At 48.5% G+C, this 23,640-nt stretch carries 25 protein-coding genes; 21 read left to right on the top strand and 4 right to left on the bottom strand.

Annotated features, from left to right (window positions below):
- The first annotated feature begins 187 nt into the window (after positions 1-187).
- The 9 genes from AC14M5_RS06925 (at position 188) to AC14M5_RS06885 (ending at position 7,381) form a co-directional block, all read left to right on the top strand.
- Entirely contained in the window at positions 188-1,111 is a 924-nt protein-coding gene (locus tag AC14M5_RS06925) for a PSP1 domain-containing protein (RefSeq protein WP_484028914.1), read from the top strand.
- A gap of 55 nt (positions 1,112-1,166) precedes the next feature.
- Entirely contained in the window at positions 1,167-1,895 is a 729-nt protein-coding gene (locus AC14M5_RS06920; RefSeq protein ID WP_484028913.1) for a PIG-L deacetylase family protein, read from the top strand.
- 62 nt (positions 1,896-1,957) lie between these two features.
- The gene (locus tag AC14M5_RS06915; RefSeq protein ID WP_484028912.1) at positions 1,958-2,524 is read left to right on the top strand and encodes an MBL fold metallo-hydrolase; all 567 of its coding nucleotides are present in this window, start codon (positions 1,958-1,960) and stop codon (positions 2,522-2,524) included.
- Positions 2,525-2,537: 13 nt separating this feature from the next.
- The gene (locus AC14M5_RS06910) at positions 2,538-3,728 is read left to right on the top strand and encodes a M20 metallopeptidase family protein (protein WP_484028911.1); all 1,191 of its coding nucleotides are present in this window, start codon (positions 2,538-2,540) and stop codon (positions 3,726-3,728) included.
- A 21-nt stretch (positions 3,729-3,749) separates the two neighbouring features.
- Positions 3,750-4,658, top strand: coding sequence for a FecR family protein (locus tag AC14M5_RS06905; protein WP_484028910.1), 909 nt, complete (start codon positions 3,750-3,752; stop codon positions 4,656-4,658).
- Between the two features lie 59 nt (positions 4,659-4,717).
- Positions 4,718-5,314: a hypothetical protein gene (locus AC14M5_RS06900; RefSeq protein ID WP_484028909.1), complete on the top strand. Its 597-nt coding sequence runs from the start codon at positions 4,718-4,720 to the stop codon at positions 5,312-5,314.
- A gap of 167 nt (positions 5,315-5,481) precedes the next feature.
- A complete protein-coding gene (locus AC14M5_RS06895) occupies positions 5,482-6,012 on the top strand; it encodes a GbsR/MarR family transcriptional regulator (protein ID WP_484028908.1) in 531 nt (176 codons plus the stop codon).
- The gene (locus tag AC14M5_RS06890) at positions 6,009-6,914 is read left to right on the top strand and encodes an SDR family oxidoreductase (RefSeq protein ID WP_484028907.1); all 906 of its coding nucleotides are present in this window, start codon (positions 6,009-6,011) and stop codon (positions 6,912-6,914) included. The genes AC14M5_RS06895 and AC14M5_RS06890 overlap by 4 nt, the downstream gene beginning before the upstream one ends.
- Positions 6,911-7,381, top strand: coding sequence for a hypothetical protein (locus AC14M5_RS06885; protein ID WP_484028906.1), 471 nt, complete (start codon positions 6,911-6,913; stop codon positions 7,379-7,381). The genes AC14M5_RS06890 and AC14M5_RS06885 overlap by 4 nt, the downstream gene beginning before the upstream one ends.
- 5 nt (positions 7,382-7,386) lie before the next feature.
- Here AC14M5_RS06885 and AC14M5_RS06880 read toward each other — a convergent pair whose 3' ends face one another.
- Together AC14M5_RS06880 and AC14M5_RS06875 are read right to left on the bottom strand one after the other, a co-directional pair.
- The gene (locus tag AC14M5_RS06880; protein WP_484028905.1) at positions 7,387-7,980 is read right to left on the bottom strand and encodes a DUF2726 domain-containing protein; all 594 of its coding nucleotides are present in this window, start codon (positions 7,978-7,980) and stop codon (positions 7,387-7,389) included.
- Between the two features lie 127 nt (positions 7,981-8,107).
- On the bottom strand, positions 8,108-9,361 hold the full coding sequence (locus tag AC14M5_RS06875) for a CCA tRNA nucleotidyltransferase (protein WP_484028904.1): 1,254 nt from the start codon (positions 9,359-9,361) through the stop codon (positions 8,108-8,110).
- Between the two features lie 204 nt (positions 9,362-9,565).
- Here AC14M5_RS06875 and AC14M5_RS06870 point away from each other — a divergent pair, with 204 nt between their 5' ends.
- From AC14M5_RS06870 to acs, 8 genes are all read left to right on the top strand, one after another.
- On the top strand, positions 9,566-9,889 hold the full coding sequence (locus AC14M5_RS06870; protein ID WP_484028903.1) for a nucleotide pyrophosphohydrolase: 324 nt from the start codon (positions 9,566-9,568) through the stop codon (positions 9,887-9,889).
- A 62-nt stretch (positions 9,890-9,951) separates the two neighbouring features.
- Positions 9,952-10,482, top strand: coding sequence for an LOG family protein (locus AC14M5_RS06865; protein WP_484028902.1), 531 nt, complete (start codon positions 9,952-9,954; stop codon positions 10,480-10,482).
- Positions 10,483-10,538: 56 nt separating this feature from the next.
- A complete protein-coding gene (gene proS / locus AC14M5_RS06860; protein WP_484028901.1) occupies positions 10,539-11,978 on the top strand; it encodes a proline--tRNA ligase in 1,440 nt (479 codons plus the stop codon).
- Positions 11,979-12,050: 72 nt separating this feature from the next.
- On the top strand, positions 12,051-13,088 hold the full coding sequence (locus AC14M5_RS06855; protein ID WP_484028900.1) for a DNA alkylation repair protein: 1,038 nt from the start codon (positions 12,051-12,053) through the stop codon (positions 13,086-13,088).
- A complete protein-coding gene (locus AC14M5_RS06850; protein ID WP_484028899.1) occupies positions 13,081-13,560 on the top strand; it encodes an alpha/beta fold hydrolase in 480 nt (159 codons plus the stop codon). The genes AC14M5_RS06855 and AC14M5_RS06850 overlap by 8 nt, the downstream gene beginning before the upstream one ends.
- Before the next feature lie 95 nt (positions 13,561-13,655).
- Positions 13,656-14,939, top strand: coding sequence for an NAD(P)/FAD-dependent oxidoreductase (locus AC14M5_RS06845; RefSeq protein WP_484028898.1), 1,284 nt, complete (start codon positions 13,656-13,658; stop codon positions 14,937-14,939).
- A gap of 76 nt (positions 14,940-15,015) precedes the next feature.
- Positions 15,016-15,504: a hypothetical protein gene (locus AC14M5_RS06840; RefSeq protein ID WP_484028897.1), complete on the top strand. Its 489-nt coding sequence runs from the start codon at positions 15,016-15,018 to the stop codon at positions 15,502-15,504.
- Positions 15,505-15,652: 148 nt separating this feature from the next.
- The gene (gene acs / locus AC14M5_RS06835) at positions 15,653-17,560 is read left to right on the top strand and encodes an acetate--CoA ligase (RefSeq protein WP_484028896.1); all 1,908 of its coding nucleotides are present in this window, start codon (positions 15,653-15,655) and stop codon (positions 17,558-17,560) included.
- A 144-nt stretch (positions 17,561-17,704) separates the two neighbouring features.
- Here the strand turns inward: acs and AC14M5_RS06830 are convergent, their stop codons facing one another.
- Together AC14M5_RS06830 and ftcD are read right to left on the bottom strand one after the other, a co-directional pair.
- Entirely contained in the window at positions 17,705-18,628 is a 924-nt protein-coding gene (locus AC14M5_RS06830; protein ID WP_484028895.1) for a M23 family metallopeptidase, read from the bottom strand.
- 126 nt (positions 18,629-18,754) lie between these two features.
- Positions 18,755-20,326 carry a glutamate formimidoyltransferase gene (ftcD, locus tag AC14M5_RS06825; RefSeq protein ID WP_484028894.1) on the bottom strand — a complete coding sequence of 524 codons (1,572 nt, stop codon included), beginning with the start codon at positions 20,324-20,326 and terminating at the stop codon, positions 18,755-18,757.
- Between the two features lie 144 nt (positions 20,327-20,470).
- On the opposite strand from ftcD, the gene AC14M5_RS06820 reads away from it, so the two are divergent.
- From AC14M5_RS06820 to AC14M5_RS06805, 4 genes are all read left to right on the top strand, one after another.
- Positions 20,471-22,153, top strand: coding sequence for an AIPR family protein (locus tag AC14M5_RS06820; protein ID WP_484028893.1), 1,683 nt, complete (start codon positions 20,471-20,473; stop codon positions 22,151-22,153).
- Between the two features lie 193 nt (positions 22,154-22,346).
- On the top strand, positions 22,347-22,676 hold the full coding sequence (locus AC14M5_RS06815) for a DHCW motif cupin fold protein (protein WP_484028892.1): 330 nt from the start codon (positions 22,347-22,349) through the stop codon (positions 22,674-22,676).
- Between the two features lie 124 nt (positions 22,677-22,800).
- On the top strand, positions 22,801-23,271 hold the full coding sequence (locus AC14M5_RS06810; RefSeq protein ID WP_484028891.1) for a nucleoside deaminase: 471 nt from the start codon (positions 22,801-22,803) through the stop codon (positions 23,269-23,271).
- A gap of 54 nt (positions 23,272-23,325) precedes the next feature.
- On the top strand, positions 23,326-23,631 hold the full coding sequence (locus AC14M5_RS06805) for an STAS domain-containing protein (RefSeq protein WP_484028890.1): 306 nt from the start codon (positions 23,326-23,328) through the stop codon (positions 23,629-23,631).
- Positions 23,632-23,640: the final 9 nt, after the last annotated feature.

Here is a 23,640-nt window from a genome sequence, read left to right as displayed (position 1 = left end):
CAGGGGCTTTCTTTTTAGCTCAACGAAACTCCTAAGAAGTCCTTTGTGTACTTTGTGTTCAGAAGAGTTTTTCAGGGTTTATTCGAACAATTCGCACATTCGCGTAATTCACGTTAAGAATTTCCTGGCTTTGCACCATCCACTATTCACCACTCCCGCCTCCTTTCTCTACGGTATAATTATGCTCATGGAAACTAACATTATCGGTGTACGATTTACCAAAATCGGCAAGATCTATCACTTTAATTCAAACGCCGTGCCAGATGTGGGCGTCGGCGAGCATGTCATCGTGGATACTTCACGCGGCAAACACCTCGGTGAGGTGGTGCAGCGAGTGCAGGAAACGCCTCCGCAACCCGAGGGCGGCTGGAAATCCGTGGAGAGGCGCGCCACCCCGCGTGACCTGCTCCTCCAGCAATCATGGCAGGCCAAACAGACCGAAGCCATGATCAACTGCCGCGCCCGCGCCTCTGAACTTGATCTGAAAGAGGTCAAGATCGTGGCCGCTGAATACAACTACGATGGCTCGCGTCTCGCTTTTCTATTTAGCACAGAGAGCGAAGATAAAGTTGACCTGAAGTCGCTCAAAAAGGATATGCATGAGTTGTATCCCACCACGCACATTGAGATGCGGCAGATCGGTCCGCGCGACGTGGCGAAAATCCTCGGTGGCATGGGTGCGTGTGGGATCGAGACGCGTTGCTGCTCGAAATTCCTGACAGACTTTTCGCCCATCTCCATCAAGATGGCAAAGGAACAAGGCATCTCGCTCACGCCCAACGAGATCACCGGCATGTGCGGACGCCTGCGCTGCTGCCTCATCTATGAATATGAGCAGTACGTAGCGGCTCGCAAAACCCTTCCCAAGCGTAACAAGCGTGTGGTCACACCTAAAGGCGAAGGCAAGGTGATCGATGTAATTCCCATGAGCGAAAAAGTTGTGGTCTTGATCGAAAGCGGCACAGACCGCCCACAGCATATGACTTTCTCGCGCGAAGAAATTGAACCCTGGGATGAGCTCGAGGCTCTAAGGCGCAAAGCTCAAGCTCCTTGTGACCGTCACGAAGGCGGCGGATGCACCTGCGGAAAAGCGCGCAATAACAAAAACTAATTTTACGGATTACGAATTATGGAATGCGCAATTCGTAATCCGTAATTCGTAAACGATGACTCTGCAACCTGAAAACTGGACAACATTCCAAAAAATTCTGGTAATTCTGGCTCACCCCGATGACCCAGAATTTTTTTGCGGCGGGACATTGGCACGCTGGGCAAGAGCGGGGCATGACATCACTTACGTTCTCTTAACTTGCGGAGATAAAGGCTTCAACCCAACCACTCACCCGGAAATGACCCCTGAAAGTTTATGCGGGATCAGACATATGGAGCAAGCCAATGCCGCCAAAGTGATCGGGGCCAACCTGCCTCTCTTTCTGGACCTGCCAGATGGCTACCTCATCCCAAGCCTTGACCTCCGCCGTGACATTGTCCGCGAAATTCGCAGACACAAGCCAGATATCTTGGTCACCTGCGACCCACAGAACCTCTTTGCAATCTATGGCATAAACCATCCCGATCATCGAGCCTGCGGACAAGTTGTCCTGGATGCCGTCTTCCCCGCCGCAGACAACATCGCATATTTTCCCGAATTGATCGAACAGGGCTTTCAGCCTCATATGCCAAAGGAAGTCTGGTGTTCGCTCACCAGCCAACCCAACACCACAATTGATGTGACTGATACCTGGGATATCAAACTCAAAGCAATCCTTGAGCACAAGACCCAGGTGCAGGATGTTGATAAACTGATCGAACGTTTCAAATCCCGCCGCGCAGAGGACAGTACCGAAGAAAATCCGAGATATGAAGAAAAATTTAGGGTTGTGAACTATACCTAATTCAATTGTCAAACGTCAAAGGTCGCATGACTTTCGACTTTCGACGTTTGACCTATTAACAAATGAACATCATCAACGTCGGTTACCAATCCACCAATTATTATGCAATTGACATCAAAGGCGGGAAGTTACTTGTCGATTGCGGCTGGCCGGGGACGCTCCCACAATTTTCCGCGGAACTGAAACGTAAAGGGGTTTCGATTCAGGATATTAAATATTTCCTCGCCACCCATTTTCATCCCGATCACGCGGGCATGACCCAAGAACTGAAAAACCTCGGCCTCAAACATATTCTTCTGGATGTACAAACTGATTTCGTCCCTCAGATGACGGAGTTCTTCAAGACGAAAAACTATCCCTACGTACCCATTACAACGAATGACAGTATCAGTTTGCAGGTGGGAGAGAGCCGAAAATTCCTGGCAGGCATCGGCCTGCAGGGAGAGATCATCCACACGCCGGGGCATAGCGATGATAGTGTCACCTTGATCCTCGATGAAGGCTTTGCTTTCACAGGCGATCTGCATCCGCTTTTTATGCTGCCTGAAGATGATGTTGTTTCAAGGACAAGTTGGGATACAATCCATAAACATAAGATCAAAACCATATTTCCAGGACATGGAAAATAAATAAGGAGACATGATGACCGACTTTTTGAAACAAGCACAGGAACTTTTTCCCTATACTCAGGCCATGCGCCGTGACTTTCATGTTCACCCGGAGCTTGGATTTAAAGAAATCCGTACAGGTGGAATAGTTGCCAAGGAACTCGAAGCCCTGGGCATCGAAGTGACCAAGGGTGTTGGAAAAACTGGCGTGGTGGGATTTCTCGAAGGCGCAAAGCCGGGCCCCACTGTTCTGCTCCGTTTTGATATGGACGCGCTCCCGATCATCGAAGATACAAATGCTGAATATGCATCCACCAACCCGGGCGTCATGCACGCCTGCGGACATGATGGTCACACCGCCATGGGATTAACGGTTGCAAAAATATTGAACGCACATAAAAATGAATTGGCTGGTAATGTCAAATTTTGCTTCCAGCCATCTGAAGAGGGATTCAATGGTGAAGAATGCGGCGGCGCAGAAATGATGATGCGCGACGGTGTGCTTGACGGGCCGAAAGTAGATATGACTCTCTCGATGCATCTTTGGAACGAAAAACCGCTTGGCTGGGTAAGCGTTGCATCGGGCCCTGTTATGGCTGGTGCAGAAGAATTTCACATCAAGTTGACAGGTAAGGGCGGGCACGGAGCCGCACCTCACACCACAATTGACCCCGTCACCGCCGCTGCACAAATCATCACGGCGCTTCAAACCATTGTCTCGCGCAACGTCTCTCCGCTGCATACGGCAGTTGTCAGTGTTACCAAAGTGGATGTGGGTACAGCCTTCAATGTTATTCCGCAGGAAGCAAAACTCTCAGGCACGATCCGCACTTTTGATCTTGAAGTTCGCAAACTTGTGCTTGAACGTGTGGAGCAGGTTGTGCACGGCATTGCCGAAGCCATGGGCTGCAAAGCAGAAGTCAAAATCATTCGCGTCACACCTGCGCTGGCTAATAATGATTCTGTTACAGAAAAAGTTCAGGCCATCGCGCGTAAAACATTACCGGACACAGAGCTGGATACAGCGGGCTACCTCACCATGGGTGCGGAAGATATGGCCTTCATGCAGGAAAAAGTGGATGGCTGTTATTTCTTCATCGGCTCGAATAACAAAGAAAAGAATTTGGATTACAGCCATCACCACCCCAAATTTGACTTTGACGAACAAGCCTTGATCAATGGCGTGGCGCTGATGGCATCTGCCGCCGCGGATATTTTGAAATAAATGGAGAGTAAAAATTACTAGATGAAAAAAATAATATCCACGCTTCTTTTTCTGACTTTGTTGCTGGGTGCCTGTTCAACCAGTTCATTCCCCACTGAAACCGAATCCACTCAAGCCCCCGCGCTGACAGAGTCTCCAGCAGAGGCGGCAACGTCACCAGAAAACAGCGAACTGGCCGAGGCGGGGCGTGAAGCGGTTGTATCTGAAATCGAGAACACTGTTTCCGCACGCAGCACATCCAATGAAGAATACGCATCCGCCACTGTCGGCATGAAGATCATCGCAGGCGGCGGTATACAGACTGACACCGACAGCCGCGCCCGCCTGGACTTAACCCCGGAAGGCACGATCATTCGCGTGGGCCCCAATTCGTCGTTTACTTTCCCAGAGATCACGGATGTAAACGGTGAACCAAAAACAACTCTTGAACTTCTTTTTGGAAAAGTGTATGTTTTATTAAATGGCGGTTCGCTGGATGTGAAAACGCCATCCGGTGTTGCATCTGTTCGTGGCAGTTTGCTAAGCGTGGAGTTTAATCCTGAGACAAATCGTCTGAGGGCATCCTGCCTAGAAGGTCATTGCAGTCTGGAAGACGAAGACGGCGAAGAAGTTGAATTGACTGATGGAGAATCGGCCTTTATTGATGAGGAAGGCGAGCTTTCAGAAATTCAGGAAATTGACCAGGATCTGATTGAGGATTGGATTGAAGACAACCCCGAGTTGCTTGAATTTCTGGATGAGCTCCCCGACCCGCAAGATTTCCCTGATTTCGAGGATGAAGAGTGGTTTATCTACAGCCCGGATGACGAGGGTTTCCCAACTGATTCATCTGAAGAATATCCAACCAACCCACCTGAGGAATATCCAACCGAGGTCGCTACCGAAGCCCCAGCGGAAGAGCCCACGGACGTGCCTACTGATGTCCCCTGAGATAATATCGATTATCGAATAATACCCTGTTTTCAAGTGCAGGAAACTCAACCAAAAGAATGAAACACAAACGGAACTGGATCATTGGTATTGTTTTGTCTGCAACCGCGGCCTTTGTTGCGCTGCAAAATGTAAACGCGCCGACACAGGATGATGCGACTTCCGTTCCAGTGATTGCTACAACAGCCCAAGCAACGATTACGGATGTTGTAGAAACTCTGACTCCAACCTCTGGGGACTGTGCATTTACCTGGACTTATCACGATGCACCTGAATTAACAGAAAAAGTGGATGCTGTCATTCGCGCCTTGAATGAACAAGCCACTTCTCACGCCACGTTTTTTGGCGAGGACTGCATCTTTGCGGATGGGCATTCCACTTTTGGCGCGATGGAAACCGATTTCTACGTCCGCCTGCCAGTGGATGATTTGACAGCCACAGAAGAGTTTGGAAATTGGATGGCGCAGGTCTTGGAAATAATTATCCAAATCCCCCGTGAGGAGATGCAGGGTCCAAATTATGGCTTCGTGGAATTCTGGTTCGAGAAAAACGAAACCGAGCATATCGTTCTGCGTGTGCCGATCCAAACATATCTAAACGAAGCGCAGGGCAAGACAGGAACGGAATTGTTCCAGATGTTCTACATTCAGCAATAACCTCGTACCGCGACATTTATGTCGCAGTTGTATTTGAGCCAAACCATTTACGAGATAAATCTCGCAGTACAGACCGCCGTATTTCACGGCGGTTTTTTGTCCTTGACAGCAAAAACCATTTGACATATACTATGTTTAGTAATTACTAAACATTCTAAACACAAGCCATGACAACCAGACTCACCCAACTCAAGCAGGATTTCACTGAAAGCCTCAGCCAGATCAGTCGATTCTGGGGCTTTCCCAAAGGCATGGGCGCGATTTTCGCCGTGCTATATCTCTCCCCCTCCCCTCTTTCATTAGATGAAATCGTACGGGAGACAGGCCTCACCAAAGGCGCAGTCAGCACCGAAGTACGGACACTGGCTCGTATGGGTCTCGTGCATCGATCCTCCAAGCTTGCAGACCGAAAGGATTATTACGAAGCCGAAAGCGATTTCTATCAATCCATCCGCTCGATCTTGAAGGAAAGGCAGAACAGCGAGTTCGACAGGTCACTTCGTTCGGTGAAGGAAATGCTCGAGAAACTGGAAGCAGGCTCGGTCTCAGGAAATGAAGCGGAGGTTCAATTCGTCTACGAGCGCTTGCAGGCATTGCAGGGTTTCTTCGATGCCATAGACAGCCTGACGAAAGCAGTTGTGAGGTTGGAAAAGCTGGGGCTTGGGAATGTCAAATCCATTTTGGGAGTATTGAAATGAAAATTGCAGTGACAGGCGCATTCAGTTATTCTGGAAAATACATTGCCAAACGTTTATTGGAACGCGGCGAGGAAGTCATCACGCTCACCAACCACCCCAACCGACCTGACCCGTTCGGTGGAAAAATAAAAGCATTCCCATTGAATTTTGAGAACCCTGCTGAATTAGAAAATAATTTGCGCGGTGTGGATGTGTTAGTCAACACATATTGGGTGCGCTTTGATAAAGGAAGCAACACACAGCCCAAAGCCGTGACGAACACAAAAATTTTGGTTAATGCTGCTGTAAAAGCTGGTGTGAAGCGGATTGTACACATTAGCATCGCCAACCCCTCTGCTGATTCACATCTGCCCTATTATTGGGGCAAAGCCGCGAATGAGAAAACGGTTATGGATTCGGGTTTGTCATACGCGATCCTGCGCCCTACAGTATTAGTTGGAAAAGAAGACATCCTCATCAACAACATCGCATTCCTCTTGCGCCGATTTCCTATCTTCTTCATCCCCGGTGACGGGTCGTACGGAATTCAGCCTGTGTACATTGAAGACCTAGCAGACCTCGCTGCGGAAGGTGTGTACAGCAAGGAAAACTATGTGATCGATGCTGTTGGCCCCGATGCATACACCTTCAAAGAACTTGTGGGATTGATCGGCGAAACCATCGGCGTGAAGCGCCTGCTAATCTCCGTCCCGCCGCGATTGGCGCTGTTGGCTGCACAGTTTTTGAGTCTCTTTGTGAACGATGTGATCCTGACCCCTGAAGAAGTGGACGGTCTGATGGCGAACTTGCTTGTCTCCAAAGAGCCCGCCCGCGCCCAAACCGCCTTCAAGGACTGGTTGAAGAGCAACCGCGAAACCATTGGCAAGGCTTATGCTTCTGAATTGAAAAGGCACTACTCATGAAACCCCGAACCTATTTTAGACTTGCCCTGCTATTTCCATACATTCTTTGGGGCATCTGCGCGTTGATTGTTTTCCTCCTATCCATGCAGGAAACATCTGAGGCATGGAACTTCGCACTGATGCCAGTGGCGTATTATGTGTTCGGTATCATTCTCTGGTTCATCCCCTACACTCTGCTGGCAGTTGGCATGTGGATCTGGAGCCGTAACAGATCAACGGCGTCGCTCTACAAAACTGCTTTGATCACGCCTATTCTATTTTTTGTTCTTATGCTCATCGAGGTAGTGTTGGTATCGCTGCCTACAGAAAGCATTGCTGAATTTACAAGAGAACTGCTTGAACAATCGGCATTATTGGGAGTCTTCAGCCTGATCTTTGGTTATTTGTGCGTGGGAGTTGCACTGGGAATATTCAAATTCCTGCAAGCCAAAAACCTCATCACGCGGGAAACGCCATCCCCCGTTTAAGACGATCAATCTATGGGAACTACGCCCGCACAACGAGGGCTGTCCATGCAGCCGTAATATTTCTTTCCCAGATGTTCACCATTGCGATGCATCCGCAAGACCATCATCTTTCCGCAGATGGGGCAATTCGGAACAGTATCAGTTGGGCGGTCAATTCGCAGAGAAACCGTCCCGCCGATTTTCGCCACCGCCAATTGAAACAATGCAATAATGTCGCCTGCGTCATATTTTTCACCCGATGGAATATGAACCAACGGAACTCCCGCATCTGTGAACAACTCATCCATGAACTTATCCGATTCGCGGGCGCTATCTTTTGAATTCGGTCTTACGATTTCAACGCCAAAAGATGGCGCAAAAGTTCGCGGGTCGCACAATAAAAAGTCCACATGTTTGCGAAATATCTTATTGAAGAAATGCACATTTTCATTCGGGCGCAGGATGTAGAACACATCATTCAGTGCAACCTTCGGGCAGACCACATACCTGCTCCCCACCATCTCTGTCAACAGACGAAAAAGAGCCGATTCCGTCGTAGTGAGGAATGGCTCTCGTAAGCGATAAGGCAATCGTGTGCTTTCCGCCTTGGTCTGTGTCATAAGCTCTATTATAAAGTAGGACGCCAGCAAGGTACAGGATTAAAACTGGATTAATATTCACGCTTCATTTTTGGACTTTGAGGTGAGGAGGCAAAACAGGCAGGCTTCAAGCTGTAAGCTTCATTCCTCACAACATCGTTTCCAAGAGCGCCATCTCCTGTTCTTTATCACTCACCTCTCCATCCAACCATGCGGCGCGGAGTCGTGTCAGAATCTCTCCAAAGCGCGGCCCGGGTTCAAGGCCTCGCGCCTTCAGATCATCGCCCGTTGTATGTGGCTTTACGTGACGCCAAATGGAGAGAAAGTCTAACAGTGCATTTTCGCGAGAAATAAGATAGACCACATAAATGGAAAGCAGAGGAAGTTTTTCAAGCGCGAACGTCCACACGCTTGGGCTTGAATCCACAAGGTACGGCAGACTCTTTTTCAATTGAGACACGGCCCAAACCGAATGGGTTAAGTCGGATGTAAAATCCAACCGCCTTGCAATGGACAGAATTTCGTCTTCCGATAAATCCATAAGCCAAAGCATATAACCCATTGCAGTTCGGCTGGCTGGGATGTCTAAAGTTGGATCCATCTCAAGGAAGTACGAATAATCTGGGTTGAACAGCGAGAGTTTTGGGTGAATTTTTTGGAACACACCAAACTCACCCATACGCAAAATAATTTGTGATGAATTATCCTCTTCAAAGATCAAGTCCAACTCGTGGCGGATTCGCTCACCGCTTAATTTCGGAATGACCACAAGCGATTCAGAATTAATGAGAGCAAATGTTTCAGGTTCGATATTGAAGGAATAGCGTCCCTCGTAGCGGATGGCACGAAAGATGCGGGTGGGATCATCCACAAAGGAGCGCGGATGCAAGACGCGGATTAATCCCTTCTCAAGGTCGGCCCGCCCATTGAGAGGGTCTAGCAATTCGCCAAAGTGGTCACCATCCATGCGAATGGCCATTGAGTTGATCGTGAAGTCACGGCGGCGCAAGTCATCTTCAATGGTGGATGGCGTTACAGTTGGTAATGTACCTGGCTGTTCGTAAGTTTCTTTGCGAGCTGTGATCAAATCCAGGGACGAAGGCTGAAGGTTGAAGGTTGAGGGAAAATGCCAGATGCCAGTGTGGAATTTTTCGTGTGGGGTGAGTTTGCCGCCGAATTTTTTTGCGAGGGATTTTCCAAGTTTGATCGCATCGCCTTCGACGATGATATCCAGATCATTCACGGTTTTGCCAAGCAGAAGATCACGCACGAAGCCACCGACAATATAGCAAGGCATGTTCAAGGATGCGGCTTGGGTGGTGATGTTCGAGAGTAAGGTCTGCTTTTCGGAGGGAAGCAGGTTTGAGTCACGTAGGAGGCGGAGCAGGTCATCCTTTTGCATAATTTCAATTTTACCCTTATATAATACCCGCGTTCAAAAATCAAACCTCCCATTTGAAAGTTAAGGGTATAATCTGCCGCATGTTGATGAACCCGAACCCGTCCCCGCGAATGGATATATCCTCCAGGTCTGGCTAGGTTCGCCTTCGCGCGCCCAAACGGCTCCCAGACTTGGTGAGCCGTTTTTGTTTATGGACAATTGACGATGGACAATAAAAGCTTGACAATTAAAGAATTAACAGAGGCAATGCACGAGTTGGTGAAGTCGAAAGGCTGGTACGAGAGAGATAGCAAGCGCCCACAGACTCCGCGTAACTTGGCGATCTCGCTTTCACTGGAAGCGGCTGAAATTTTAGAGCATTTTCAATTCCACGATGATATAAAAGATAAAGAAGAATTAGGAAGCGAATTGGCAGATGTGACTTTGTATCTTCTACAATTAGCTTCGGTTTCAGGCATCGATCTGGAAGAGGTAGTGTTGAAGAAAATTGAAGTGAATAAAACAAGAGAATGGGATCAAGAGAATTAGTTAAAGGTCGAAAGTCAAAAGTCGCGCGACCCTAGACCTTTGACTTTCGACAAGGAATTTTTATGAACATATCTGTATTTGGTGGCGCACAACCCAAAGAAGGAACATCAGCTTACGAGGAGGCACGCGAACTCGGCGCGCTCCTAGCCCAGCGCGGACATGCTGTCTTGACTGGCGGCTACATGGGCACGATGGAAGCTGTCTCACGTGGGGCATGTGAAGCGGGCGGACATGTGATCGGTGTGACCTGTGAAGATATCGAAAACTGGCGTTCAACAAAAGCCAATCAATGGGTGAAGGAAGAAAGACGAAAGAAGTCACTCATGGAACGCCTGGCGGGATTGATCGACGGTTGTGATGCAGCGATGGCTCTCGCCGGCGGCGCAGGTACATTGGCCGAAGTGTCGTTGATGTGGAATTTGATGATCGTGGAATCATTGCCCCGTAGGCCGTTGATACTGATCGGGCGCGGTTGGCAGTCCACGTTTGATCAGTTCTTCACTGAGTTTGAAACTTATATGCCCATCCATCAACGAGAGTTGTTATACTTTGCGAATGATGTGAAAACTGCTGTTGCAACGTTGGAAAGTTAGCAGGTTTGAACGTTTAAACGTTCAAACCTTTACACCTGATAACATCAAGAGGAAAAATGGCTGAAGACAAATTAACCACCCGTGCGGAAGATTTTTCAGAATGGTACAACCAACTTGTTATTAGAGCAGACCTTGCGGACTATGCCCCCGTGCGTGGATGCATGGTTGTTAAACCATATGGCTGGGCGCTATGGGAGAACATCACATCCTGGCTGGATAAGGAGTTCAAGGCGACAGGCCACGTCAACGCGGCGTTCCCCACCTTGATCCCTCTCTCTTTCTTTGAGAAAGAAAAGGAACATGTGGAGGGCTTCGCGCCTGAGCTCGCAGTTGTGACACATGGTGGCGGCGAAGAGCTTGAGGAAAAGCTGGCCGTTCGCCCAACTTCTGAAACCATCATCGGGCACATGTATGCCAAGTGGATCAAGTCCTGGCGCGATCTTCCCATTCTCATCGTTCAATGGGGCTCCGTACTTCGTTGGGAACTGCGCACAAAACTCTTCCTTCGCACCACTGAATTCTATTGGCACGAGGGTCACACCGCCCACGCTAGTGCTGAGGAAGCTAAAGAGGAAATGTATCGCATCCTCGATATTTATGAAGAGTTCTGCTACAAGGAAGCGGCAATCCCTGTCATCAAAGGCACTAAAAGCGAAACTGAAAGATTCGCGGGCGCGCAGATCACTACATCCATTGAAGCGATGATGTGGGATAAGCGTGCTTTGCAATCTGGTACCTCACATTATTTCGGGCAGAACTTCGCCAAGGCATTCGAGATCCAATATCTCGATAACAACAACACGTTGCAATTCTGCGAAACAACTTCGTGGGCCATCTCGTCCCGCATCATCGGCGCGATGATCATGGTGCATGGTGATGACCAGGGCCTCATGCTTCCTCCCCGCCTCGCGCCTGTTCAAGCTGTCATCGTTCCCATCTTCAAAAAGGATGATGAGAAAATCAAAGTGATGGAAGTTGCAGACCGCATTTTCAAGGAACTCAAAACCGCAGGCATCCGAGTCAAAATGGATGACCGCGACAACGTCAGTTCTGGATTCAAATTCAACGATTGGGAAATGCGCGGCGTCCCTCTCCGCATAGAGATCGGGCCCAAGGATGTGGAAAAGGGATCAGTTGCCCTCGCCCGACGTGACAAGCCTGGCAAGGAAGGCAAGACCTTCGTCCCTCAGGCGGGTCTGGACTCCGCTGTAAGCGGTTTGCTGACCGAGATTCAGGATTCACTCCTCAAGCGCGCCACAGAATACCGAGATGCCAACATTCATCATCCCAAAGATTATGAGGAGTTGAAGAAAGTCGTTCAGGACGGCTGGGCCTTCGCCTATTGGTGCGAGTCACGTGAATGTGAGACCAAAGTCAAGGAAGAAGCGAAGGCAACCACGCGTAACATTCCTTTTAATCAACCCGATGAAGAAGGCACTTGCATCGTCTGTGGAAAATCTTCCAAAAGAAAAGTGTATTTCGCAAGAGCGTATTAACCACCATATCATTGCGAGGGCGCTCTTGCTCTTCGCCCGACATCGTACCCGAATGGGTAAGCAATCTCAGCCATGGCGTTCGAGATTGCTTCGTCGGGGAGAACACCCTCCTCGCAATGGCATAAACATCCCATGCCCGCAGTTGACCTCGCCCGCCTCCGCAAACAAGCAAATCGCCTGGCAGATTTTTTCTTCCTGCCGGATGAGTTCATGAAGCACTTGCGCGAGATACTGGACTTTTACGTCAATTACACCCTGCGGACCAAGGAAAATGTCGCTCCCGGCTCCAACCTAAAAACATATCGCACGCCGCCAGCCGTACTGACGCATATTGAAAACGAATTGCGATCTGTCGCCGGGGCGAATCCACATTTTGCGCTTGAACTCGCAGATGTATTATGGGATGAAGGTGCGCTCGAAACACGCTTGCTCGCCGCATTTTTGCTGGGACGAATTCCTCCGCAAGAGGAACGCCTACTCCCCCGTCTCACTGCATGGACTCAGCAAATCCGCGACCCCGATGTGCGCTCGGCTTTGCTTTCCACTAGTCTCACGCGTATGAGGAAGGAAACGCCCGATCAATTCCTTGATCTTGTGCGTGAATACCTGCACCCCGAACGCTCACGCACCTGGTCGAATGGGATTCAGGCCCTCCTACCCATGATTGCGGACACGTCCTTTACGAATCTGCCCCCCATACTTGATATTGTCGAGCCCGTTATTGAAGAAGCGCCATCCACTTTACAAAACGAATTGACAGAGTTGATCGTCACTTTGTATCGCGCCTCCGCAAACGAAACCACCTTCATGCTCAAGCATGTATTGACCAATTCGCAGAACCCAATGACCGCGGTGACATTACGGCGTATTTCTTCATCTTTCCCGCCGCCATTGCAAAAAGAACTGCGCGAGCTTCTTCGTCCACAGCCGTTGACAGCGCAGAGAAATTTCGAGGAGGAGCCAACTGATTTTGTGGATGATGTACCTGCTTTAGAAGCAGTTGAAATTAAAAAGAAAACAACTCGCAAGAAGAAAACAGAAGAGACGCCAGCAACTGCAAATGTAAAAACCATCAGCCGTAGAAGCAGGAAAGGCAGTGGAGATGAATAATTCCAAGATCATCTACCTTCACGGGTTGGAAAGCACCAGCCAAAGTGGGAAGGCGCGTCAATTTGCACAATTATTCCCCGGTATGATAACGCCTGATTTCACTGGTTCTTTTGAAGAACGCATGGAGCAACTGTATCCAATTCTTGGCGAACAAAAAGATTGGACTATCATCGGTTCATCCTATGGCGGGCTGATGGGAGGAGTCTTCGCCTGCAAACATCCCGAACAAGTTAGAAAACTGATCCTGCTTGCGCCTGCCTTGATGCTGCCTGAATTCATATCCGAACATTTTGCGCCCGTTGATGTGCCAACAGTTCTTGTCCACGGGATGCAGGATGATGTGGTTCCTCCGCAAGAGGTGAGGGAAATCGCTCAGAAGGTCTTTACCAACATGAAGTACATTGCCGTTGAAGATGGACATCGTCTGCATAAAGCATTTGAAGAGTTGGATTGGAATGAAATTCTTCCGTGACGAGGGTGCGTCGCACCTGACCCTAAAATAAATCTGATTAAGTGGAATTGTTCAAAGCGATAACCGAAGTCCATTAAGAAAGGTGCGACGCACTTATGCTTAAACAACAAATCTACTGGCATACAACAGTGAATATGCCTGACGCTTCAAACCTCACACCCATCCCCTCAGAAGTGGATTTTGGGATCATCGGCGGCGGATATACAGGCTTGAGTGCCGCGCGAATCCTTGCTAAACAAGGAGCAAAAGTAGTTGTATTGGAAGCAGAGACAATTGGCTGGGGGGCGAGCTCACGCAATGGTGGCATGGTGTTGACGGGACTCAAAGTGGGCATGTCCACCGTTATCAAAAAGTATGGCCGCGATCTGGCGAAGACATTATTCCAATATTCTCTTGATTCGGTAGATACAGTTGAACAAATCATCAAAGAAGAAAATATTGACTGCGGGTTCGGGAGATATGGTCATCTGCTGATTGCTAATAAACCGAAACATTATGAAGCCCTGAAGAATGAAGTGGATTTCATGGCAAAGGAATTCAATCACAAGGTCAGGCTGGTGCCGCCGAATGAATTGAGAAGTGAGATCGGCTCAAATATCTATCACGGGGCATTGGTGGATGAAGTCAGCGGTGGACTCAACCCTGCGCAATATGTGGCTGGGCTTGCGAGGGTAACTGAAAAGGTGGGGGCAATACTCTGCGCGCGAGCGCGCGTCAACAAGATCAAGCAGGGGGAGAAGCGATTTCTCATCGAGACGGAACGAGGTTCATTGAGTGCAAAATCCATTTTAGTGGCAACATCTGGTTACACAGGAAATGTCACAAAAAAATTGCAGAAGAGAATTATCCCAATCGGATCATTCATTATTGCAACTGAACAATTATCGGATGAACTTGCAAATGAACTCAGCCCTCACAACAGAATGATCTTTGATTACAAACATTTTCTGAATTATTTTCGGCTATGGGATAACCGCATGATTTTCGGTGGGCGTGCGGCGTTCTTCCCCGAAAACGAAAATACGATTGCGCAAAGTGCAGAGATATTACGGCGCGAAATGATTAGTGTTTATCCCCAGTTGAAAGATGTAAATGTCGAATATGCATGGGGCGGCACTTTGGATTTCGCATTCGACCAGATGACACACGTCGGTGAAATGGATGGAACATATTATTCGCTTGGTTATGCAGGGCACGGTGTTGCCATGGGAACACACTTGGGTAAGACGGTGGCGGAGGCGATGATAAAGGGAAATATTAAAGAGCACCCATTCGCGCAGTTTGATTTCCCGAACGTACCGCTGGGGATGTATGATGGGCGCCCGTGGTTCCTGCCATTTGCGGGGCTATGGTACAGGATCCTGGATTGGATCGAATAAAGCAGCTGTAACCATAATTACAAACTTGTGTTCTTATCCATAACCACAAAACTTCTTAAAGGAGATTTTTCAGAACATGGATACCAATACTTTTTACGCAGTAACCGCAGGAGTTTGTTTTACGTTGGTAGGCTTATGGTGGACGGTTGTCAAGGATAGATCCGATTGGTTTAAGGAAGAGACAACCCGCCGCATGGCGGGAGGCGTGTATGCTTCCTTTCTAATCCCTGCATTGATGAGCCTGGGCGCACAAATTGGCGGTGACAATGGCCTGATCTGGCAGGGTGTTTTTGTGATCGCTTCGTTAATAGGGCTGGTATTTTCCATCAGGTTAATCAAGTCGGTGCGGCTATATAACTCCAGCGGACCATTTAGCCGGAACAGTTGGTTCGTGCCTGTTGTTTATGGCTTTGTTTTGTTGTTTTCCATTTTCCCTGGCCTGGCCATCGGTATGACCGGGTTGCAACCTCTGCAGGTTGAAGGGATTCTTTTATGTTTTTTGCTCCTGGCTGCGTATACACTTGCCTGGGAATTTCTGGCCGTCTCAGGCGCTCGAAAGCCATAAAAGTTTCAAGGGTCGGTTGAGTTAAAGACGAAACGACAGCCACTTTTGCCCGTTTACCAGGTTTGAGGTAATGGCAAAAGTGACTGTCGCTTAAATCCAAAATAGGATTAAAATTGCGCAATCATTTTTACATAGAGGAGAGATTGCTATGGCAAAGACCGGCAAGCCAAAGGAAATGGAAGGCGAAGTCTATTATCCATCGGAACAGGTTATCGAACAGGCGCGCGTGAAAGATTGGGAGGCGCTCGCTGAAAAGGCAGGCAAAGATCTGCAAGGCTTCTGGGCAGACGAAGCTTCAGAGTTGGAATGGTTCAAGAAGTGGGATAAGGTTCTGGATGACTCAAATAAGCCGTTCTTCAAATGGTTCGTCGGCGCACAAACCAACATCGTTCACAATGCCATTGACCGCCATCTAAAGACTCACCGCAAGAATCAACTTGCGCTGATCTGGGAATCGGAAGACGGCAAGTCGGAACGCACTTTCTCTTACTATGCTATGAACCGCGAAGTCTCGCGCATGGCGAATATCATCAAGGCTATGGGCATTGTCAAAGGTGATCGCGTCACCATTTACATGGGACGCGTTCCCGAAATTGTTTTCGCGATGATGGCTTGTGCAAAGATCGGTGCCATTCACTCTGTAGTGTTCGGCGGCTTCTCGGTTGACTCGTTGCAGGGACGAATCGAGGATAGCAAGTCCAAACTCGTCATCACCTGCGATGGTTCATACCAAAACGGCAAAGTGGTGGAGCTTAAAGCCATTGTGGATGAATCCCTCAAGCGTTGTCCATCCGTTGAAAATGTGATCGTAGTCAAGCGCGTCGGCAATCCCGTTGTCATGGAATCGGGGCGCGATCATTGGTATCACGATCTGTGCGTGCTGCCCATCGCCAATGGCAAATGTCCCACCGAGGTGATGGATGCGGAAGACCCGCTCTTCATCCTTTATACATCTGGTTCAACGGGCAAACCCAAGGCCATCTTGCATACGCACGGCGGATACATGGTCGGCACGTATTCAACTTTGAAATACGTGTTCGATGTCAACGATGAAGACCGCTGGTGGTGCACCGCAGACCCAGGCTGGATCACAGGGCATTCATACATCGTATACGGCCCGATGATCAACGGCGTGACATCCTTCCTGTTCGAAGGCGGCCCAGCTTATCCATATCCGAACCGTTGGTGGCAATGCATCGAACGCTTTGGAATTACGATCTTTTACACTGCACCCACCGCCATTCGTGGACTCATGCGCTTCGGCGATTCCTGGCCGCAGAAACACGATCTTTCCTCCCTGAGGCTGCTCGGTACTGTCGGTGAGCCGATCAACCCCGAAGCTTGGAAGTGGTACTATCGCGTCATAGGTAAAGAGAAACTCCCGATCATCGATACCTGGTGGCAGACTGAAACAGGCATGTTCATGATCGCGCCGACCCCCGTCGTTCCGCTCAAGCCAGGTTCAGGCACACGCCCGTTCTTTGGGCAAAAGGCCGAGATCGTGGATGAGCAGGGCAACCCCGTACCCGATGACACTGAAGGTTATCTCACCCTCTTGAATCCCTGGCCTGGAATGCTGCGCACCATTTATGGTGACGATGAGCGCTATGTGAGTCAATATTGGACGAAATATCCTGGCCGCTACACCACAGGTGACTCTGCCAAGCGTGACAAGGACGGTTACTTCTGGATCATTGGCCGCGTGGACGATGTCATCAAAGTCTCCGGGCATCGCTTGGGAACCGCGGAAGTTGAGTCGGCTCTGGTCAGCCACCCAGCTGTGGCGGAGGCCGCTGCAATCGGCTTGCCGCACGAAGTCAAAGGTCAGGCTATTTATACTTTCGTATTACTACGCTCTGGCTTCTCGCCCTCACCTGAGTTATCGGAAGAATTACGCCAGCATGTGGCTACACACATGGGCCCAATCGCAAGGCCTGAAGATGTAAAATTTGTGGATAAACTCCCGAAGACCCGTTCAGGTAAGATCATGCGCCGCGTATTGAAAGCAAGGGCACAAGGATTGCCCGAGGGTGATATTTCTACTTTGGAAGAGTAGTGAAGAGAACAGAGATTAGTGATTAGAGAATTGTGAAGCAGAGGCTCCGAGATGATGATTTATCTCGGAGCCTCTGCATATTGTGTCACCCTGAAGGAGCGTACGTTGCGACTGAGGGGTCTCGTTTCTGGTGATATATAGCTCTTATTCCCCATCAAACACAACTTGCGTTAGTTTACCAGCCTCCACCTCAACCACACGCTCGCGCAGGTTGCCTTCATCTGAAAACGCGATTCGATACCGCCCGGGCGGCAGGTTGCTGAGTGCAAGATCCTCTTCGTTATATTCGAATCCGCCTGGATAGGTAGCAACGTAATATTTTTTTTCGGAGACGTTTGTCCCTGCGGCATAACGCAATATGACCAACTGGCGTTGAACCTTTTCCAATTCGCTCGCATCCAGGTTAACAGATAATGCCCCCATGCCATCCTGCAAGACAAGCCACAATTCGGGGTTTTCAGTGGAGAAATAATTTGTACCATCGCCGCCATTGCGAACTTCAAAGTGCAAGTGACTGCCAATGGCAACACCCGTATGCCCCACCTCACCGATTAGATCGCCACTGTCCACTACATCCCCTGCCGTGACATGTATCTGTGATAAATGCCCGTAAAGTGTATATAAATCATTCTCATGTTGGATGACGATCAAATTTCCGTAGTAGTCCTTCCATGGGGCAAATATGTCTTCATGGTCTGGCTCGGCGAAAATAACCACGCCTTCAGCAGAAGCATACACAGGTGCGCCTTCCTTGCTTTCAAGATCCACGCCATGATGAGGGTCACGCTGTCCGTTTGCGGTGGAGCCGTAAGCGTAAGAACGCGCTATCGTAAGTACAGAATCTGGTCCAAGTGGATTTTGGAACATAAAATGCCCATCCACGATGCAATATTCGGCTGTGGCAGGGTCGCATGGGACGATGGTTGCTGTAGGCACAGGAACTGTCGCAGGGACAGGCTGTAAGGCGAAGCTCGGTGCTTGAACTGACGCGCCCTGGGTTGTTGGAACTTGCGTACAGGAGGAAAGCAGCAACAGCCCGAAGAGTAAAATGGCTGAGATACGATTCATGGATTGATCATGGTAGGAGTGCGTCGCACCTGAAGGGTAGATTTTTTCTCATTAAGAGGCAAAAATCACTTCGCTTTGAATATTCCTATTAATTATGGTGCGGCGCACCCTCGCTGAAGAGCGTTCTTATATCCCGCCGCACTCTTTCATTACGGTGCGGATTTCTTTTTCTAGTTTGTCAGCTTGTTTTTCGAGGTCTTTTAATTCTTTCAACATTTTCTGTCCCAGAGATTTATCTTCGAGGGAGTTGATGTTGATTCGCACGTTGTACCCTGCGGCTGTAAGGGCAGCGCGCGCCATGGCGAAACCTGACATGGAGTCGCTAATCGCATTTAGGTTTCCGTCTTTGGCGCATTTCAAAGCCAGTCCCATCACCTTGACCGCGTCGTCGGCGACGTGAAGCGGAATGTATGCGGCATTGAGGGTGGCTTGAACAATGGCGGCATTACGAATGGATTTTTGCTCATCGGTTTCTTTCGGCAATTTGAAAGTCGCCATTACAACTTCAAATGATGCGGCATCGTCCTCTACGGCCTGGGTTAATTCCTTGCGCAAGCTCTCAGCCATGACTCGAATGGCTTGCATTTCGGCTTCAACTTCGACATATTTCTTTTTGCCCATCGTTAGCCCCGCCACCATGCCGACCAGCGCTGCACCCATCGCGCCTGCATAGGCTCCAGCAGAACCGCCGCCCGGAGTCGGTGTCAGCGCAGCCAACTGTTCAATAAAGGAAGCACGTTGAGGCGCGGTAAGACCGTGGTCGATGGACGGCTGACCATTGTCCATTGTCCGTTGTCCATCGTCCGATGAATAAAGTCGGCTTTCAAGTATCTGCGCTTTGTCAAATTGATCTAGTTGGGTGTACCAAATCGCCGCATCCACCAAAGCCTCTTGCGGGATCAATCCAACCAGCTCGCTGTGATGAATGGCAACACCGTAACGCTGGGCTTCACGGCGAATGGTTTCAACCACGCGCGCAATGGGCGTCTCATGAAAGTTGGTCAGGTTCATCGAGACTTGCGCGCGTCCATCCACCAGCAGGCCAAGCCCCTTCACGTAACGCAGCCCACCCGTTGAATGACGAACGGCTTTGGCAATCTTCTTTGCAATGCCCGCCTCGGCGGTGGTCAGATAAACGTTGAAGGCGATCAGAGGATTGCGCGCACCGATGACAGTGGCTCCTGCCGCGCCAAGTTTTGCGGGCCCAAAATCAGGTTTACGATTTGGATCAGATTCGATTTCAGTTTTGAGTCCTTCGTATTGACCCTTGCGGATATTTTCCAGATTGGCATTTTCAGCGCGAGTGGCCGCCGCTTCATACAAGTAGACGGGGAGGCTGAGCTCGCCTCCGACGCGTTGACCTAACCTTTGGGCCAGTGCAATACATTCGTCCATCGTGACATCTTTCAACGGGACAAACGGAACCACGTCCGTTGCGCCAATGCGCGGATGCGCGCCCGTGTGCTGATTGAGGTCGATCAATTCAGCGGCGGTCTTGATGGCGCGAAAAGCGGCCTCCTCCACAGCTTCCGGCGGACCTGCAAAGGTCAGCACCGTGCGGTTGTGGTCGAGGTCGGAGGAACGGTCCAACATGCTCGCGCCTTCGACGGAAGTGATGGCAGCGACGATCTGGTCTATTACTTCAGGCCTTCGCGCTTCGGAAAAGTTTGGGATACATTCGATGAGTTGGTTAGTCATGGGTTCTCGTAGTTCGTTATGCCATTGATTGTGATATTATGCCACAGACACAGATAAACTACAAAAGCTTGTTGTTTATGATTACAGTTATAATAACAAACAACGTGTTCAACAGTTCATGGTTCAACAACAAGAGAGGAAATTATGTCAAGAATCCAAGTAAACCATATTAAGCAAGCACTAGATAACTTGTTTACCGACATGATTGATCTCTCCGATATACAGGATAAGCCGCCTGAAGAAATCAAGAAGTGTTTTTACTCCAGAGCATTGGCTGCCTACGCCTTACACATCAACGCATCTGCCACAATCGAAGAATCTGCAAATGCTGTTGTAGATGGATATAACGATAATGGAATTGATGCGATTTTCTACGACAATCAACAAAACTTCTTGTATCTAGTCCAGTCAAAATTGATTGACGAGGGAGCTGGCGAACCAGATACCGGGGAAATGGGAAAATTTTCAAGCGGAATTACTGATTTGATAGAAGAAAAATATGACAGATTTAATGAGAAACTTCAAAAGAAATTACCAGTAATAAAAGATGCTTTTAGCGAAAGCCAAATAAAACTTAATATAATACTTTCCTACACGGGAAAAGGGTTTGGAATTCACAATCAAAGGGTTATTGATGATTTAGTAACATTTCTCAACGAGTCGACCGAATGGGCTTTCTTTTCAGATTTTAACTTGAAATCAGCCCACGACTCATTAAACACAATTTTAGCTGGAAAGCCTATAGAAAGTGAGATTTCATTATCGAATTGGGGAACGATTGACGAACCATTCATTGCTTATTACGGTCAAATCTCAGCATATGATTTAGCAGTCTTATGGCAAAACAATCGAAAGAAGCTCTTCGCGGAAAATATTCGAAACTTCATTGGCTTGTCAGACATAAATTCTGGGATTCTACGAACGATAGAAAAAGAACCAGATAAATTCATATACTTCAATAATGGAGTAACAATCTTGTGTCGAAGCATAAAGCCCTTACCAGCAAGAACAGTGGGAAAAACGACAGGGCTTTTTGATTGTAAGGGATTATCAATAATCAATGGCGCGCAAACAGTTGGCAGTTTAGGTATTTCCCTTGACAGATTTCCTGAGCAACTCCAAAAGGCAAAGGTTTTTGTTCGATTAATACCCCTCGAAAATTCTCCCGAAGATTTTGGCAGCCAAATCACGATATCATCAAACACCCAAAACAAGATTGAAAAGCGAGATTTTGTAACTCTTGACCCAGAACAAGGAAGACTCAAAACAGAATTACTTTTGTCGGGAATTAATTATCATTACAAAAGAACAGATGAGGTGATTCCTTTCGACGAAAGCAATTGCACTTTAGAAGAAGCAACAGTTGCTTTGGCATGTGCTGGTAGCGACACTTCACATTCAGTGACCGCCAAGCGCGAAATAGGAAGGCTTTGGGATGACATTTCAAAGCCTCCTTATAAGGATATGTTTAACGAGACTCTTAAAGTTCAATATCTTTGGAGGTGCATCAAGATATATAGAGCAGTTTCTAAATACCTAACTGACTTAAGATCTCAAAAGACAAGTAGGGAACGAGCTGTCTACACTTATGGAAACTATTTTATTCTACATATCGTAATTAACAAAGTCCCAGTTGAAACACTCATGAATCCAACAGCCGATTTCGACTCCTATTTTAACAATACACTGCTGAGCGTGATTCAAATCGCCACACAGAAAACTTACGAACTCACCGAGTCAGAGTATCCGATAGCGTTAATTCATCAATTGTTTAGAAACTATACAAGGTGTAAAGACTTACAAGAAAAAATTGGGGCGCTGATATAAAGAATCTGCTACAGAAACCTCCTAACCACAAGTCAGGAGGTTTCTGTTTGTGGGGTTGGGGTGGTCAACGGATATTGTCAACGGATATTGTCAACGGATGCTTAGCGGATGAGCGGATGAAAACGGATGCATGCCCTGAAAAGGCTGACATAATGGATATTAATCTTTATAATCCAGTTATTGGAGATTCATTATGGAAATGAAAAACATCCCATTTGGCACAACAGAATGGGCAAAGATCGTCCCTACTGAACACAGGGGTGAGACAGGCATGGCAACCTGGCGGACACAGCAGTTTGACACTGTCCGCGTGCGCATGGTGGAGTATAGTGTTGGCTATCTAGCTGACCATTGGTGCACAAAGGGTCACATCCTGTTCTGTTTGGAAGGGGAATTACATACCGAGCTTGCCGATGGCAGGGAATTTGTATTAACTCCAGGGACAAGTTATCAAGTGGCTGACAATGCCGAGCCGCATCGCTCTTATACAAAAGTCGGTGCAAAACTTTTTATAGTTGATTAAATCCCAGACTTCGGAAGTCTTCTGGAAGACTCTTAATTGTAAACTCGTCAAGGCAAACTTCCGAAGTCTTTGAAAGCAGCGCGGTTATACTTGGCAAATATATCAGCCTATGAGGACACAACCCATGAAGCCAAACGACCTTCAACACCTCCGAACAGCAATTGAACTTGCAAGGCAGGCGCGTGAGCATGGCAATCATCCTTTTGGCGCGTTGCTCGTGGATAAAGAAAATAAAGTTTTATTGCACGCCGAAAACACCGTGGTCACAGAGCGTGATTGCACTGGTCATGCCGAGACGAATCTAATGCGGCTTGCCACTCAACACTATTCATTGGAAGAACTTGAGACATGCACCCTCTACACCAGCACTGAACCCTGTGCCATGTGCGCAGGCGCGATCCACTGGGGAAATGTGAGGCGCGTGGTATATGCTTTAGGTGAAATTGATTTTTACGATCTGGTCGGTCCATCGCCAGACCATCTATTGCTCTCCTGCCATGAAGTCTTTGGGCACAGCCAGCGCACTGTCGAGGTTGTCGGCCCTGCATTAGAGCTTAGCGTAGAAGCCCGCGCAGTCCATGAGGGTTTCTGGTAACATAACGAGGCTGTATCTTTTAGAATAAGTTTGGAAATTCAGAAGGAGTCTCCCATGTCCGCCACAATTGAGTTCTACGGAAATAACGCACTCATTACATTATCGGGTGCAATAGATTATTCAACGCAGGACGAAATTCGCGAGGCACACGCCAGCGCTTTGTCTGCCGACCAGGTCCTTGAGATAGAAATCGATCTCTCCGCTGTAACATTCTTGGATTCTTCCGCCATTCGAGCCTTGCTCGTGCTTCAAAATAGTGCGACCGAGGGAGGAAAGTCACTGGTCCTTTTGAACTGCCCCAACTCAGTTTTGAATGTATTTGAAATCGGGGGCTTCGACAAATTGTTTACGATACGTTAGAGATCCTGG

The organism is Candidatus Villigracilis sp., assembly GCF_057083605.1.
The sequence above is the reverse complement of the archived record's forward strand: the minus strand, read 5'-3'. Positions and strand labels throughout refer to the sequence as shown.